Genomic DNA, 15,849 nt, shown 5'->3' with positions numbered 1-15,849 from the left:
GGGAATTCATCGCACGGCGGTCAGGCGATGCGCTCCCGCACCACCGGAGTCGCCGTGAACGGCGTGCCCGCGGGCTCGATGTCGTACGCGTCCGGGAGCGCCTTCAGGGCGTAGTCGAACTTCTCCGGGGTGTCCGTGTGCAGCGTCAGCAGCGGCTGGCCGGCGGTGATCTCGTCGCCGGGCTTGGCGTGCAGCTCGATGCCCGCGCCGGCCTGGACCGGGTCCTCCTTGCGGGCGCGGCCCGCACCGAGGCGCCAGGCGGCGACGCCGATGTCGTAGGCGTCCAGGCGGGTCAGGACGCCGGAGGAGGACGCCTTGATGACGTGCTGCTCGCGGGCGACCGAGAGGGCCGCGTCCGGGTCGCCGCCCTGGGCGGAGATCATGCGCCGCCAGACGTCCATCGCGGAGCCGTCCGCGAGGGCCTTCTCCGGGTCGGCGTCCTTGAGGCCGGCCGCGTCCAGCATCTCGCGGGCGAGGGCGAGGGTGAGGTCGATGACGTCCCTCGGGCCGCCGCCTGCCAGGACCTCGACGGACTCGCGGACCTCCAGGGCGTTGCCCGCGGTGAGGCCGAGCGGGGTGGACATGTCGGTGAGCAGGGCGACGGTGCGGACGCCGCTGTCGGTGCCGAGGGCGACCATCGTGGAGGCCAGCTCGCGGGCGTCGTCCAGGGTCTTCATGAACGCGCCGGAGCCGACCTTGACGTCGAGGACCAGGGCGCCCGTGCCCTCGGCGATCTTCTTGGACATGATCGAGCTGGCGATGAGCGGGATCGCCTCGACGGTGCCGGTGACGTCGCGCAGCGCGTACAGCTTCTTGTCGGCGGGGGCCAGGCCGTCGCCCGCCGCGCAGATGACCGCGCCGGTGGTGTCCAGGACGTCCAGCATCTCGGCATTGGAGAGGTGGGCTCGCCAGCCGGGGATGGACTCCAGCTTGTCCAGGGTGCCGCCGGTGTGGCCGAGGCCCCGGCCGCTGAGCTGGGGGACGGCCGCGCCGCAGGCGGCGACGAGCGGGGCGAGCGGCAGGGTGATCTTGTCGCCGACGCCGCCGGTGGAGTGCTTGTCCGTGGTGGGGCGGGAGAGGCCGTCGAAGTTCATCCGCTCGCCGGAGGCGATCATCGCGGCGGTCCAGCGGGCGATCTCCGTACGGTTCATGCCGTTCAGCAGGATCGCCATGGCCAGCGCGGACATCTGCTCGTCGGCGACCTCGCCGCGGGTGTACGCGTCGATGACCCAGTCGATCTGCTCGGGGGTCAGCTCGCCTCGGTCCCGCTTGGTGCGGATGACGGAGATGGCGTCCATGGTCTGGCGTCCTTCCGGCCGGTACGTACGGTGCGCGTGAGCCCTGTTGACTCTACGCGCATAGAGAGAAAAAGAGGCGCCGGGCGGACCCACTACGGGCCCGCCCGGCGGGAGGCGTCAGCCGAGGTGCGACGGGCCGAACGCCTGGGGCAGCATCTCGTCCAGGGTGCGGAAGCCGTCCGGGGTCTCCAGGATCAGCTCCGGTCCGCCGAACTCGTACAGCAGCTGCCGGCACCGGCCGCACGGGACCAGGCTCTCGCCCGCCCCGTCCACACAGGTGAAGTGGGTCAGCCGGCCGCCGCCCGTGGCGTGCAGCTGGGAGACCAGCCCGCACTCGGCGCAGAGCCCGATCCCGTACGAGGCGTTCTCGACGTTGCAGCCGGTGATCGTACGGCCGTCGTCCACCCGGGCGGCGACGCCGACCGGGTAGCCGGAGTAGGGGGCGTACGCCCGGGACATGGCGTCCCGGGCGGCGGCCCGCAGGGCTTCCCAGTCGGCCTCGGTGAAGGGCGGGGGCGTCACTTGCCCTGGCCCTTGCGGTAGCGCATGCCGTCCGCCTTCGGCATCCGCAGCCGCTGCGCGGAGAGCGAGAGGACGAGCAGCGTGACGATGTACGGGGTCGCGCTGACGAACTCCGTGGGCACGCTGTCCGTACCGAGGTACCAGACGAGGACCGCGGCCGCGATGACCGCGCTGACGACGCCCTGCACGTAGCTCTTGCGGTAGAGCTTCCACCCGGCGAGGCCGACGAGCACCACGAACAGCAGCAGGAGCAGCGCGTGGACGGACTCGCCGCCGTTGCGCAGCTGGAGCGCGTCGGCGAAGCCGAACAGGCCCGCGCCCATGGCGAGTCCGCCGGGGCGCCAGTTGCCGAAGATCATCGCGGCGAGACCGATGTAACCGCGTCCGCCGGTCTGGCCCTCGTTGTAGATGTGCGAGGTGACCAGGGAGAGGAAGGCGCCGCCGAGCCCGGCGAGACCGCCGGAGACGATCACCGCGACGTACTTGTACGTGTAGACGTTGACGCCCAGCGATTCGGCGGCGACCGGGTTCTCGCCGCAGGAGCGCAGCCGCAGGCCGAACGCGGTCTTCCACAGGACGAAGAAGGTCCCGATGAAGAGCACGATGGCCAGGATCGTCAGCAGCGACAGGTTGGTGACGAGACCGCCGAGGATGCCGGCCAGGTCGGAGACGAAGAACCAGTGGTGCTTCTCGATGGAGTGCAGTCCGTCGGAGAGGCCGGGGATCGTCACCGAGGTGATCTCGTCGGCCGGCGGGGACTGCTTCGGGGAGCCGCCCTTGGCCGCGGCCTCGCCGGTGTTGAACCACAGCTTGGCGAAGTAGGTGGTGAAGCCGAGCGCCAGGATGTTGATCGCGATGCCGGAGATGATGTGGTCGACGCCGAAGGTGACGGTCGCGACCGCGTGCAGCAGGCCGCCGAGCATGCCGCCGACGACACCGGCCAGGACGCCCAGCCAGGGGCTGGTCTGCCAGCCGGCCCAGGCACCGAAGAAGGTGCCGAGGATCATCATGCCTTCGAGGCCGATGTTGACCACGCCGGCGCGTTCGGACCAGAGGCCGCCGAGACCGGCCAGGCCGATCGGCACGGCCATGGCGAGCGCGGCGCTGATCTGGCCCGCCGAGGTGACGTCCTGGGCGCCGGTGATCGCGCGCACGGCGGACAGCGCGAGCAGGACGCCCGCGACGATCAGCAGGATGACGGGGAAGGAGAGGCGGGAGCGCCCGCTCTTGCCGCCGGAGACCTTGGGGGCCGCCGGGGGCGGGGTGGAAGTCGCCGTGACGGTCACGCCGACACCTCCTGCTGGTCGGAGTTACGGGCGGCCTGTGCGGCGAGTTCCGCGCCGACCTTGCTCTGCTGGCGCTTGAGTCCGTAGCGGCGGACGACTTCGTACGCGATGACGACGCACAGGACGATGACGCCCTGGATCACGCCGACGATCTCCTTGTCGTACCCCTCGAACTCCAGCTTTCCGGTGCCGCGCTCCAGGAAGCCCCAGAGCAGCGCGCCGAGCGCGATGCCGACGGGGTGGTTGCGGCCGAGGAGGGCGATGGCGATGCCGGTGAAGCCGATGCCGACCGGGAAGTCGCCGCTGAACTCGTAGCTGTCGTTGAGCAGCGTCGGCATGCCGATGAGGCCGGCGACGGCGCCCGAGATGAGCATCGAGGTGATGACCATGCGGCGGACGTTGACCCCGCTGGCCTCGGCGGCCGAGCCGGACTGGCCGACGGTGCGCAGGTCGAAGCCGAAGCGCGTACGGGAGAGCGTGAACCAGTACGCGATGCCGGCGGCGACGGCGACGACGATGAAGCCCCAGACGGGCGTCGGCGTCGTCGGGAACTCGAAGAAGTGCGAGGACTCCGGGAGCGGCTTGGTGGAGATCTTGGTGCCGGCCTCGTCGAGGTGGCCGAGGCGGTTCTGCTGGAGCAGATAGCCGATGACCGCGGTGGCGATGGAGTTCAGCATGATCGTCGAGACGACCTCGCTGACGCCCCGGGTGACCTTGAGCAGACCGGCGATGCCGGCCCACATGGCGCCGACGATCATCGCGGTGAGGATGATCAGCGGGATCTGCAGGGCGCCGGGCAGGGTCAGCGCGCCGCCGAGCGCGGCGGCGAAGAAGGCGGCGAGGCGGTACTGCCCGTCGACACCGATGTTGAAGAGGTTCATCCGGAAGCCGACGGCCACCGCGAGACCCGCGAGGTAGTACGTCGTCGCCTTGTTGAGGATGTAGACCTGGCTGTCCGACTTCAGGCCGTAGTCGAACATGATGCCGAAGGCGTTGAACGGTTCCTTGCCGGTGGCGGCGAGCACGAGCGCCGTCACCAGGAAGGCGACCACGATCGCGAGTACGGGGGCCGCGATCCCCAGGAGCAGCCGCTCCTTGTCGATCTTCTTCATCGGTCCTCTCCCCCTTCGCGGGGGTCGGTGTCGTCGTCCGTGGCGGGCGCGGCGGGCGCCTCGCCCTCCTCCGGCGCTTCCAGGTGGCCGCTGGCCGCGCCGGTCATCGCCGAGCCCAGCTCCTCGGGGGTGATGTCCGCCGGGTCGGCGTCCGCGACCAGGCGGCCGCGGTACATGACGCGCAGGGTGTCGGAGAGCCCGATCAGCTCGTCCAGGTCGGCGGAGATCAGCAGGACCGCCAGGCCCTCGCTCCGGGCCTCGCGGATCTGGTCCCAGATCTGGGCCTGGGCGCCGACGTCCACGCCCCGGGTGGGGTGCGCGGCGATCAGGAGCTTGGGCGCGTGGCTCATCTCGCGGCCGACGATCAGCTTCTGCTGGTTGCCGCCGGACAGGGAGGCCGCGGTGACGTCGATCCCGGGGGTGCGGACGTCGTACTCGCGGACGATGCGCTCGGTGTCGGTGCGGGCGGCCTTGATGTCGAGGAAGGCGCCCCGGCTGTTGGGCCGCTCGGAGACGTGGCCCAGGATGCGGTTCTCCCAGAGCGGGGCCTCCAGGAGGAGGCCGTGCCGGTGGCGGTCCTCGGGGATGACGGCCATGCCGCGCTCGCGGCGCCTGCGGGTCGGGGTTCGGGAGATGTCCGCGCCGTCCAGCGTGAGGACGCCCTGGTCCGGGGTGCGCATGCCCATGATCGCGTCGACCAGTTCGGACTGGCCGTTGCCCTCCACGCCGGCGATGCCCAGGACCTCGCCCTTGTGGATGGTGAAGGTGATGCCGTCGAGCACGGCGCGCACGGCACCGTCCGGGTCGGTCGCGGTGAGCCGCAGGCCGTCCACGGTGAGCATGGGCGTGTCGGTGACCGTCGACTCGCGGGTCTCCGGGGAGGGGAGCTCGCTGCCGACCATGAGCTCGGCGAGCTGCTTGGTCGTGGTGTTGCGGGGGTCGGCGGTGCCCACGGTGGTGCCGCGCCGGATGACCGTGATCTCGTCGGCGACCGAGAGGACCTCGCCCAGCTTGTGCGAGATGAAGATGACGGTCAGGCCCTCGGCCTTGAGCTCGCGCAGGTTGTCGAAGAGCGCGTCGACCTCCTGGGGCACGAGGACCGCGGTCGGCTCGTCGAGGATCAGGGTGCGGGCGCCCCGGTAGAGGACCTTGAGGATCTCCACGCGCTGCCGGTCGGCGACGCCGAGGTCCTCGACCATGGCGTCCGGGCGGACGCCGAGGCCGTACGCGTCGGAGATCTCGCGGATCTTGGCGCGGGCGCGGTCACCGATGCCGTAGAGCTTCTCGGAGCCCAGGACGACGTTCTCGAGGACGGTGAGGTAGTCGGCGAGCATGAAGTGCTGGTGCACCATGCCGATGCCGCGGTCGATGGCGTCGCCCGGGTTGGAGAACACGGCCTGTTCGCCGTCCACCGCGATGGTGCCCTCGTCCGGCTTCTGCATGCCGTAAAGGATCTTCATCAGAGTGGACTTGCCTGCGCCGTTCTCGCCGACGAGGGCGTGGACGGTGCCGCGGCGCACGGTGATGTCGATGTCGTGGTTGGCCACGACCCCGGGGAACCGCTTGGTGATACCGCGGAGCTCCACGGCGTTGGGACTGCTGGACGCGTTGATGGCGCACTCTCCTTGGCAGGAGCGGAGGGCGGGGGCGGTGAGGACGGGAAGCGGGGGGTGGAAAACGTATCGCGCCCGGCCGGTTCCAGTCCCGACGCTACGCGCGTAGCGTCGCCGAATCGTTGGCCACCTGATCACAGGTGGCCGCCACCCCGCCGGGGGTACGTGAATCGGGGCCCGGAACGAGCGGCCGAAGCCGCTCGCCGGGCCCCGATCGACGGTGGATCAGGTCGTGGTCTTGACCGTGATGGTGCCGTCGACGATCTTCTTCTTCGCCTCGTCGAGCTGGGTCTGGATGTCCTTGAGGTGGTCACCCGTGGGGGTCAGGCTGACGCCGCCCTTGGCCAGCGAGTACGTCTGCGTGCCGGTCAGCGGCTTGCCGTCCTTGACGGACTTGACCAGGTCGAAGACGCCGGAGTCGACGTTCTTGACGACCGAGGTCAGGATCGTGTCGGCGTACTTCGACAGGGCCGGGTCCTTGGCCTGGTCGGAGTCGACGCCGATGGACCAGGCGCCCTTCTTGCCGGCGACGGCCTCGATCGAGCCGGCGCCCGAGCCGCCCGCGGCGGCGAAGATGACGTCGATGCCCTTGTCGAGCATGCCCTTGGCGGCGGCCTTGCCCTTGTCGGGGCTGCCGAAGCCGGAGAGGTCCGAGCCGGTGGACAGGTACTGGATCTGCACCGTGGCCTTCGGCTTGGTGTCCAGGACGCCCTGGCGGAAGCCGGCCGCGAACTTCTTGATCAGCGGGAGGTCGACGCCGCCGATGAAGCCGATCTTGTCGTCCTTGGACTTCAGCGCCGCCGCGACACCGGCGAGGTACGAGCCCTGCTCCTCGGTGAAGACGATGTTGGCGACGTTCTTCGCGTCGGAGACCGAGTCGACCAGGCCGAAGCTGACCTTCGGGTACTTGGGCGCGATCTTGTCGACCGCCTCCTTGTACGCGAAGCCGATCGCGATGACCGGGTTGTAGCCGCCCTCGGCGAGCGACTGGAGGCGCTGGTCGCGGTCGGCCGAGCTCTCACCGGTCTTGGCGGTGAGCTCCTTCGTCTCGGCGCCGAACTCGGCCTTGGCCTTGTCCAGGCCGCGCGCGGCGGAGTCGTTGAACGAGTTGTCGCCACGGCCGCCGACGTCGTAGGCCATGCCGATCTTCATCTTGCCGTCGTCCGAGCCGCTGCTCTCGTCGGACGACTCGCCGCACGCGGTGGCGGTGAGAGCGAGGGCCGCGGTGACGGCGATCGCGGCGCTGAACTTGGATACCCGGCGCAAGGGAAGGCTCCTTCAAACCTGACCGAAGCGCCTCTTCCGGCGCTGGTTTCGCCGCGATCGTAACGCGCGTAGATGTCAGATAAAGACCTGTACGGAAGCCGTTATCGGATCGTCGCGAACGCGCGCCGAACCCGGGGCGACGTGTCCGGTTACAGGTGGTTGACGTGGAGCAACGCGGAGGCGGTGAAGAGCTCCACGCCGACCGTGATCGCTTCCTCGTCCACGTCGAAGTTGCCCCGGTGGAGGTCGAGCCCGCGCGTGTCGCCGGGGGTACGGACCCCGAGCCGCGCCATGGCCCCCGGGACGTGCTCCAGGTACCAGGAGAAGTCCTCGCCGCCGAGGCTCTGCTCGGTGTCCTCGATCGCGTACGGTCCCCGGCGCGCGGCCATCGCGCCGGCCAGGAGGTCGGTCGCGGCGGCCTCGTTGACGACGGGCGGGACGCCCCGGACGTAGTTGATCACCGTCTTGGCCCGGTACATTCCGGCCACCTCGTCGATCGCGGCGTGCACCAGGTCCGGCGCCTCGCGCCACGCCTTGAGGTCCAGGCAGCGGACCGTGCCGGAGAGCTCCGCGTGCTGCGGGATGACATTGCAGGCGTGGCCCGTCTCCAGGCGCCCCCAGGTGAGGGCGAGCCCGGCCCGCGCGTCCACCCGGCGGGCCAGCAGGGCGGGCACCTCGGTGGCGACCTTGGCGGCGGCGGTGACCAGGTCCGTGGTCAGGTGGGGGCGGGCGGTGTGGCCGCCGGGCCCGTCCAGGGAGAGTTCGAGGCGGTCGCAGGCGGAGGTGATCGCGCCGACCCGGAGCCCGATCCGGCCGACGTCCACCTTCGGGTCGCAGTGGACGCCGATGATCCGGCCGACGCCCTCCAGGGCCCCGGACTCGATCGCGTCGGGCGCCCCGCCGGGCAGCACCTCCTCGGCCGGCTGGAAGATCAGCCGCACCGGGTTGGGCAGCAGCCCCTGCCGGTCCAGCTCGGCGAGCACGAGGCCGGCGCCGAGCACGGTGGTGGTGTGGACGTCGTGCCCGCAGGCGTGCGCGCGGTCGGGCACGGTGGAGCGGTACGGCACGCCGCTCTTGGTGTCCGGGATGGGGAGCGCGTCGATGTCGGCCCGGAGCGCGAGCATCGGCCGGGTGTCCTCCCCGCGCGTCCCGACGTCGCACAGGAGCCCGGTCCCGGAGGCGAGCACTCTTGGCGCGAGTCCGGCCTGCTCCAGCCGGGCCTTGATCGCCGCAGTGGTGCGGAACTCCTGTTTGCCCAGCTCAGGGTGCATGTGGAGATCCCTGCGGAAGGCGATCAGCTCGGCGCGCAGGGCGTCGGGCAGCACGCCGGGCAGGCTCTCACCCTGGGAGGGACCGGCTTCGGACTCGGGGCAGATCAACTGGCTCACCTTTTGAAGGGTAAGCCTGTTCCCTCCTCAACTGACCATGAAACAAGAAAACTTCAGCCACACAGGCGAATGTTTGGCCGCGTCTCAGCGTGTGGGACGCGCGCGGGATGGGTACACTCCGGCGCTCGCCTCGCGGTGGAGCGGCGCTCGGGCGGGGTGGTCGCGCACAGGCCCCCGCGTCCCCCCAGGCCTCCCCCGTCACCGCCCCTCACGCCTCCCCCGTCACCGCCGTGACCCGCCAGGGCGCCAGGCGGTGGACGTCGCGGGCGGTCTCCGTGACGCCGCTCAGGAACCCCTGGGCGCGGGGGGAGGCCGTTTCGTGGAGCCATTCCGGGGCGATGTCGCAGACCGCGACCTTCACCTCGGTGCCGGCCAGGGCGAGGGGCAGGGTGTGCACCACGGTGGACGGGAAGCTCAGGACCGTGCGGCCGATCGGGCCGCGGCGGGCGATGAGCTCCAGGGGGAGGTCGGGCCGGACGATCTCCAGGCCGGTGACCGCCTCCAGGGCGTGCAGCTTCTCGGTGGACTCGCGGCGGTGCGCGAAGTAGCGGGTGGCGCCGTGCGTACGGGCGAGGGCGGCGACCGCCTCCAGATAGCGGGCCCGGTCCACCACGCCCGTCTCGACCAGTGAGGTGCCGACCAGGTCCGCGCCCTTGGTGAGCGACGGCGGGCCGAAGCGGGACCGGGTCCAGGAGAAGGTGTTCGGGATGAGGGTGACGCCGGGCGGCGGGACCACGGGCATGGCGGTGAACAGCTCGACCTCGCGCGCCGCCGACGGGGTGAAGCGGCGCCGCGCGGTGGACGTCACCGGGGCGAGGGCCAGCTCGCGCGGGCCGAGGCCGCCGCGCCGGTGCCAGCGCACCAGGCGCTCGCCCCGGGTGAGCTGGGCGACGAACTCCATGGTGGCGGTGCCGTCGTCGACCACGGTGAGGCGGCGGGGGCGTACGAGCGTGAGCAGCAGCTGCACGTAACGCGAGAAGGGGTCGCCGATCACGATGTGGTCGGCGTTGCGGACGAGCCGGGTGAGGGCGCGCAGCGACTTCAGGGGGGTGCCCGAGTCGCCGCGCGCCTCCTGCCAGCGCACGGTCATGCCCTCGTCGCGGGCCAGCTCCGCCATCCGGCGCAGCTGACCGCGCGACATCGGGTCGACCGGGGGGAGGACGACGACGGTGACGTCCGTGAGGACGCGTCCGCCGCCTCCCTCGGTGACGGCCCACTCCAGGACGTTCAGGAGCTGGACCGGGCTCTCGACGAAGGCGAGGTTCACCGGCCGGCCCGTCAGACCGCGACCGGCTCGGCGGCCGGGGCCGCCGCGTCGCTCTCCGCCACGACGCCCGGGACCCGGCGGAGCTTCTTCATCGGGCCGAGCTCGGACTCGTACACCTTCTTGACGCCGTCGCCGAGGCTCGCCTCGATGGTGCGGATGTCGCGGACGAGGCGGGACAGGCCCTGCGGCTCGACCGAGGCCGCCTGGTCGGAGCCCCACATGGCGCGGTCCAGGGTGATGTGCCGCTCCACGAACGCGGCGCCGAGGGCGACGGCGGCGAGGGTGGTCTGGAGGCCCGTCTCGTGGCCGCTGTAGCCGATCGGGACGTTGGGGTACTCCTGCTGGAGGGTGTTGATGACCCGCAGGTTCAGCTCCTCGGCCTTCGCCGGGTACGTGGAGGTGGCGTGGCAGAGCAGGATGTTGTCGGAGCCCAGCACCTCGACGGCGTGCCGGATCTGGCGCGGGGTCGACATGCCGGTGGAGAGGATCACCGTGCGGCCGGTGGCGCGCAGGGCGCGCAGCAGTTCGTCGTCGGTGAGCGAGGCGGAGGCCACCTTGTGGGCGGGGACGTCGAACTTCTCCAGGAAGGCGACGGCCTCGGTGTCCCACGGGGACGCGAACCAGTCGATGCCGCGCTCGGCGCAGTGCTCGGAGATGGCCCGGTACTCGTCCTCGCCGAACTCGACGCGGTGGCGGTAGTCGATGTACGTCATGCGGCCCCAGGGGGTGTCGCGCTCGATGTCCCACTGGTCGCGCGGGGTGCAGATCTCCGGGGTGCGCTTCTGGAACTTCACGGCGTCGCAGCCGGCTTCGGCGGCCACGTCGATCAGCGCGAGGGCGTTGTCGAGGTCGCCGTTGTGGTTGATGCCGATCTCGCCGGTGATGTAGACGGGGTTGCCGGGCCCGGCGGTGCGGTTGCCGAGGGTGCGCAGGCGGGAGGTGCTCATGAGGGTGTTCCTTACTGGGTGGGGGCTGTGGTGAGGGTGGGGCCCAGGAGCCAGGCCGCGATCTCGCGGATGGCGCCGGAGCCGCCCGGGGTGGTCGTCACGGCGCGCGCCGCTGCGCGCACCGAGTCGTGGGCGCTCGCGACGGCCACGGGCCAGCCGGCGAGCGCGAAGCAGGGGAGGTCGTTGACGTCGTTGCCGACGTACATGACGCGTTCGGGTGCGAGGGACTGCTCGTCGCACCACTGCTTGAGCGCGAGGTCCTTGCGGTCGACGCCGTGCAGGACGGGCACGCGCAGCTTGCGGGCGCGGGCGGCGACGACGGGGTTCTGTTCGGTGGACAGGATCAGCAGCGGTACGCCCGCCTTGCGGAGCGCGGCGATGCCGAGTCCGTCGCCCCGGTGCACGGCGACGGTCTCGCGGCCCTCGGAGTCCACGAGGACCCGGTCGTCGGTCTGGGTGCCGTCGAAGTCGAGGACCACGGCGTCGATGTCGTCCAGGGTCGGCAGCGGGGCCGGGTCCAGGAGCGGGGCGAGCGCGCGGGCGCGGGCCAGGTCGTGCGGGTCGTCGATCTCCAGGACGCGCGCCGGGTCGGTGCGGACCAGCGCGGTGTGGCCGAAGAAGCGGTGCCGGTGGGTGCGGAAGCCGGCGGCGTCCATGGCGTAGGCGGCGCCCGTTTCGAGCAAATCCTCGGGGCGGTCCTGGCGGCGCGGGCGGACCCGCTTGTCGTGGTTGACGCCGTAGTTGTGGTCCTCGACCGCGGTGCCGTCGCGCCACAGGAAGCCGTGGAAGGGGGCGACGGTGAGGGCGGTGTCGGCGCCCTCACCGGCGACGGCGGCGGCGACCCCGTCGATGTCCTCGCGGGTGACGAAGGGGCTGGTGCACTGGACGAGCAGGACGACATCGGCGGTACGTTCCCGCAGCGCCTCGTAGGCGTCGAGGGCGTGCAGCACGGCGGCCTCGCTGGTCGCTGTGTCGCCGGCGATCTCCTCGGGGCGCTGGACGCAGTGCAGCCGGGCGCCCTCGCCGAGCGCCTCGGCCGCCGCGCGGGCGGCCTCGGCGACGGCGGGCGCGTCCGTCGTCACCACGACGTCGGTGACCTCGCCGGAGGCCAGGCAGGCGTTCACGGCGCGGGCGACGAGCGGGACGCCGCCGACCCGGGCCAGGTTCTTGGCGGGGACGCCCTTGGAGCCGCCGCGTGCGGGGATGACGGCGAGCACGGTGGGTCGGTTCATCGGTGCTCCGGTGAGTGTGGTTTCGGTGGCGGTCACAGCTCCCCCATCCGCCGGACGACCGGGGCGACGCGCTGGACGCCGTGCCGGTACGCGCCCCGCGCCGCGTCCCGGACCGCCTCGCGCACCGCCGTCCTGACCCGGCCGGCCTCGCGGGGCGCGGCGGCGCCGGGCAGCGGGTGGCCGTCGGGGGCCAGGTGGTGGCGGGCGAGGATGCCGGGGAGGTAGCCGGGGGCGGTGGCGGGCGTGTAGTAGGGCGCCGGGTCGGGCAGCCGGCCCCGGGCCAGCAGTGCGGTGACCCGGGCCCGGGCGGTGTCGTACGCGGTGGGATAGCTGCCGTCGGCGGCGACGCCCTGGCCGGCCAGCCATTCCGGGTCGGGTTCCGGGTGTCCGCCGCCGTCGAGGTGGTCGAAGGAGGTGAGCAGTCCGGACCCGGTGAAGTGGTGGTTGCCGAGCGCTTCGCGGACCCCGAGGTCGGTCAGGACGGCGGTGGGGATGCGGCGGTGCAGGGACTCCAGGGCGGCCGTGGAGGAGACGGTGACGAGGAGGTCGGTGCGGTCCAGGACCTCGCCCATGTGCCCGTACACCAAGCGGAAGTTGGGCGGGAGTCCGCCGGGCAGGCGCTCGGCGAGCCGCTGGTAGGGGTGTTCCTCGATGTGCGTGGTGTGCTCGCCGGGCTTGGAGCGCAGCTTCAGCAGCACCTCGCGGCGGGGGTGCAGCCGGGCGTGCTCGACCAGCCTGCGCAGCAGGTACGCGCGGTCGGCGCGGTTCTCCGGTACGGAGGGCTGGGCGGCGAACACGAGGGTGTCGCGGCCGGGTTCGGGCCGGTACGGGGCGCCGCCGAGGAAGGGCAGGGCGGCCTCGGTGACGGCCGAGGCGTCGGCGCCCACTCCCTCGTACACGGTGCGGAAACGCTGAGCGTCGTGGCGGGAGTTGGCGAGGACGACGTCGGCGCCGTGGCGCAGCAGAAGCCCGTCGGTGAGCTTCTCGTAGACGACGCCGACGTAGCCGGTGACGAGGACGGGCCTCGTGGGCAGCCGGAGCGCCGCGATGCCGTGCAGCATGGCCTGGACGGCGCCGCCGACGAGGGCGAGGACGACGACGTCGTACCCCTCGTCCCGTACGGCGTGCAGGAATTCGACGGCGGTGACCTCGCGCACCCGGTCGGCGGGGATCCCCACGTCGCCGACCTCGGCGAGCTGGCGGGGGGTCGGGGTCGCCCGGCCGCGCAGCAGCAGTCCGCTGACCTCCACCCGCTGCGCGGGCGCCCCGGACACGGGGGCGGTGAGGCGGTGCGCGGTGAGCGCGCCCCATTTCCACCGGGTGTCGGAGTCGGCGATCACGGCTGCCCTGAGGGCGGTCGTCTTTTCGGTACGTCGTGGCACGTCTCCGAATTTAGGAAGGCATTCGGATTCGCGGCCCAACGTGACGGCAACAGCGGGTTAACAGCCCGCCGACACCCGGAGAATCAGCTGATGGAATGGGGGTTCCGGGGCGGGGAATCGGGCCGGTTCATGGTCCCGACATTCTTCGTTCACCTGGTGTACCTGTCGGGTCCAGGGTAAATGCCGGACCGCCCCCTAGCGTGGTCCGCGTGGTCAAGCTCTCCGTCATCGTGCCGTTCTACAACGTTCGGGCCTACGCCCCCGACACCCTGAGAAGTCTGCGGGCCAATGCCCGCGACGGTGTCGAATTCATCCTCGTCGACGACTGTTCGTCCGACGGGACCCTGGACATCCTGCGGCGCGCCGAGCGCGAGCTCCCGGGTGCCGTCCTGGTGCCGCACGAGCGGAACGGGGGTCTGGCCACCGCGCGCAACACGGGGATCGACGCGGCGCGCGGCGAGTACCTGACGTTCCTGGACGGCGACGACTGGGCGGCGCCCGGGCACTACGAGCGGCTGCTGGCCGCGATCACGGCCCTGGGCTGCGATTTCGTCCGTACGGACCATGTGCAGTTCACCGACCGGGTGCGCACGGTCCACCGCGTCCCGTTCGGGCCGCGGAACACGGTGGTCAGCCCGCGCGAGGTGATCCTGCCGGCCGACCGGTCGACTCCGGTGGACTACGCGTACGCCTGGGCCGGGGCCTATCACCGCAGGCTCGCGGATTCGGGGCTGCTGCGGTTCCGGGACGGACTGCGCACGGCGGAGGACCGGCCGTGGATCTGGCGGCTGCACCGGGAGGCGGAGTCCTTCGCGGCGGTCGGGCTGCCCGGGATCTTCTACCGGCGCGGGGTCGCCTCCTCGCTCACCCAGATCGGCGATGTGCGCCAGCTGGACTTCATTCGCGCGTTCGACCAGGTGCTGGAGGAAACGGCCCTGGATCCGGAGGCGGACCGGCTGATGCCGAAGGCCGTGCGTACGTACTGCGCGGTCATGGCGCACCATTTGGAATCCATCGAAAGGTTCGAACCAGCAGTGGCCAGGAAATTGCGCTCGATGAGTGCGGCTTCGCTGCGGCGCATGCCCCAGGACATTCTCGCGGAAACGCTGAATTCGCTGGGTGAGCGCCGTGCGGACCGGCTGCGCCGGGTGCGCCGCCGTTCCGTTTCGCGGGAGGTCGCGGCCTGATGCCCGGCACCGTCCAGGTCTTCTCGGCGTGCACGCAGTACGCCGCCGCCACGCTCGTCGCGGCCCTGCGCTCCGGCATGTTCGGGCCGCGCTCGGAGCACCGGCGCATCCTCGTCGTGAGCGACACCTCGCCCGCCCCGGAGCTCGGCACCCCTCTCCACCACCGGCCCGGGTTCGAGGCGCTGGCCGCCGAATTCGACGCGGTGCGGTCCTGGAACGAGTTCATCAGCCCGTTCCACCCGGCGGGCTGGGCGCCCCGGGAACAGGACGCCCCGCTGTGGGAGCGGGCGGTGCGCGCGGCCTGGGACCTCGGGGACGCACCGGTCGAGCTGGCCTGCGAGTCCATCCAGGCCAACCCCGCGCAGGCGCTGGCGACGGTCTTCGGGGACAGCCCGCTGCATGTGTACGCGGACGGGCTGATGAGCTACGGACCGACGCGCAGCCGGCTCGACCAGCTGGTCGGCACCCGCATCCGCCGCCTGCTCCACCTGGACCTGGTGCCGGGGCTCAGGCCCTTGCTGCTCACGGAGTTCGGGGTGGAGCCGGAGGTCGTCCCGACGGACGCGTTCCTCAAGGTGCTGGGCGAGCTGGCCGACCCGGTGGCCGCCCCCGCGTCGCCGGGCCCCGCACTCGTTCTCGGTCAGTACCTCTCCACCCTCGGGATTCTGACGCCCCGCCAGGAGGAGGACCTGCACGCGGGGATGGTGCGCGGCGCGGTCGCCCTCGGCCACACCCGTATCGTCTTCAAACCGCACCCCAGCGCGCCCGCCCACTGGACGCGCGCCCTGGAGGAGGAGGCGGCACGGCTCGGCGCCACGCTCACCGTGGCGGACAGCCCGGTCCTGGCCGAGACGCTGTTCGAGTCGATGCGCCCCGCCCTCGTCGTCGGCTGCTTCTCCACCGCGCTGCTGACCGCCGCCTCGTTCTACGGACTGCCGGCGGCCCGCCTGGGCACGGGCCCGCTGCTGCAACAGCTCAGCCCGTACCAGAACAGCAACCGCATCCCCGTCACCATCGTGGACGCGCTGCTCCCCGACCTGGACGACCCGGCAGCGGTGACCGGCTGGTCGATGCCCTCGCCCGAGGAGATCGCGCGCGGGGCCGCCGGGCTGGTCGGGGCGGTCGGCTACGCGATGCAGCCGCAGCTCCAGGCCCCCCTGCGCCCCGTCGCCGAGCGCTATCTCAGCGGCCACCGGGACAGCGTGCGGCGGTATTTCAAGCGGCGGCGGCTGACCGCGCTCGGGCTGCCCGGGGCGATTCCGGCGCAGCTCACGTTCATCCCGCGCAACGCGACGGTCCGCCGCATCGCGCGCCGGGCCCGGACGCTGAAGCGGGCTGCGGCCGGCTGA

13 protein-coding genes are annotated in these 15,849 nt (G+C 71.9%); 2 read left to right on the top strand and 11 right to left on the bottom strand.

Annotated elements, in window-relative coordinates; genetic code table 11:
- Positions 1-20: 20 nt before the first annotated feature.
- The 11 genes from ACFZAT_RS02160 to ACFZAT_RS02110 form a co-directional block, all read right to left on the bottom strand.
- On the bottom strand, positions 21-1,298 hold the full coding sequence (locus ACFZAT_RS02160) for a thymidine phosphorylase (RefSeq protein WP_391258751.1): 1,278 nt from the start codon (positions 1,296-1,298) through the stop codon (positions 21-23).
- Positions 1,299-1,415: 117 nt separating this feature from the next.
- Entirely contained in the window at positions 1,416-1,820 is a 405-nt protein-coding gene (locus ACFZAT_RS02155; RefSeq protein WP_073964308.1) for a cytidine deaminase, read from the bottom strand.
- Positions 1,817-3,106, bottom strand: a complete 1,290-nt coding sequence (locus ACFZAT_RS02150; RefSeq protein WP_391258747.1) for an ABC transporter permease — start codon at positions 3,104-3,106, stop codon at positions 1,817-1,819. The genes ACFZAT_RS02155 and ACFZAT_RS02150 overlap by 4 nt, the downstream gene beginning before the upstream one ends.
- Complete coding sequence (locus ACFZAT_RS02145; RefSeq protein WP_391258744.1) at positions 3,103-4,218, bottom strand: ABC transporter permease; 1,116 nt, start codon at positions 4,216-4,218, stop codon at positions 3,103-3,105. The genes ACFZAT_RS02150 and ACFZAT_RS02145 overlap by 4 nt, the downstream gene beginning before the upstream one ends.
- On the bottom strand, positions 4,215-5,804 hold the full coding sequence (locus ACFZAT_RS02140; protein WP_391258741.1) for an ATP-binding cassette domain-containing protein: 1,590 nt from the start codon (positions 5,802-5,804) through the stop codon (positions 4,215-4,217). Before ACFZAT_RS02140 ends, ACFZAT_RS02145 begins: the two co-directional genes overlap by 4 nt.
- A 252-nt stretch (positions 5,805-6,056) precedes the next feature.
- Positions 6,057-7,097 carry a BMP family protein gene (locus tag ACFZAT_RS02135; protein WP_073964312.1) on the bottom strand — a complete coding sequence of 347 codons (1,041 nt, stop codon included), beginning with the start codon at positions 7,095-7,097 and terminating at the stop codon, positions 6,057-6,059.
- Between the two features lie 149 nt (positions 7,098-7,246).
- Positions 7,247-8,476 (bottom strand): amidohydrolase, encoded by a 1,230-nt coding sequence (locus ACFZAT_RS02130; protein ID WP_391260188.1) that lies wholly within the window; start codon positions 8,474-8,476, stop codon positions 7,247-7,249.
- 217 nt (positions 8,477-8,693) lie between these two features.
- Positions 8,694-9,752 (bottom strand): hypothetical protein, encoded by a 1,059-nt coding sequence (locus tag ACFZAT_RS02125; RefSeq protein ID WP_391258738.1) that lies wholly within the window; start codon positions 9,750-9,752, stop codon positions 8,694-8,696.
- A gap of 11 nt (positions 9,753-9,763) precedes the next feature.
- Complete coding sequence (locus ACFZAT_RS02120) at positions 9,764-10,699, bottom strand: N-acetylneuraminate synthase family protein (RefSeq protein ID WP_391258735.1); 936 nt, start codon at positions 10,697-10,699, stop codon at positions 9,764-9,766.
- Between the two features lie 11 nt (positions 10,700-10,710).
- Complete coding sequence (locus ACFZAT_RS02115) at positions 10,711-11,931, bottom strand: cytidylyltransferase domain-containing protein (RefSeq protein WP_391258731.1); 1,221 nt, start codon at positions 11,929-11,931, stop codon at positions 10,711-10,713.
- 32 nt (positions 11,932-11,963) lie between these two features.
- Positions 11,964-13,313 carry a DUF6716 putative glycosyltransferase gene (locus ACFZAT_RS02110; protein WP_391258728.1) on the bottom strand — a complete coding sequence of 450 codons (1,350 nt, stop codon included), beginning with the start codon at positions 13,311-13,313 and terminating at the stop codon, positions 11,964-11,966.
- A 209-nt stretch (positions 13,314-13,522) separates the two neighbouring features.
- Here ACFZAT_RS02110 and ACFZAT_RS02105 point away from each other — a divergent pair, with 209 nt between their 5' ends.
- Both ACFZAT_RS02105 and ACFZAT_RS02100 read left to right on the top strand, forming a co-directional pair.
- A complete protein-coding gene (locus ACFZAT_RS02105) occupies positions 13,523-14,500 on the top strand; it encodes a glycosyltransferase (RefSeq protein ID WP_391258726.1) in 978 nt (325 codons plus the stop codon).
- Positions 14,500-15,849: a polysialyltransferase family glycosyltransferase gene (locus ACFZAT_RS02100; RefSeq protein WP_391258723.1), complete on the top strand. Its 1,350-nt coding sequence runs from the start codon at positions 14,500-14,502 to the stop codon at positions 15,847-15,849. Before ACFZAT_RS02105 ends, ACFZAT_RS02100 begins: the two co-directional genes overlap by 1 nt.

Source organism: Streptomyces sp. NPDC008163 (genome assembly GCF_042956885.1).
GTDB lineage: Bacteria > Actinomycetota > Actinomycetes > Streptomycetales > Streptomycetaceae > Streptomyces > Streptomyces drozdowiczii_A.
Note: the sequence above shows the minus strand (reverse complement) of the source record. Positions and strands in the feature narration are given on the sequence as shown.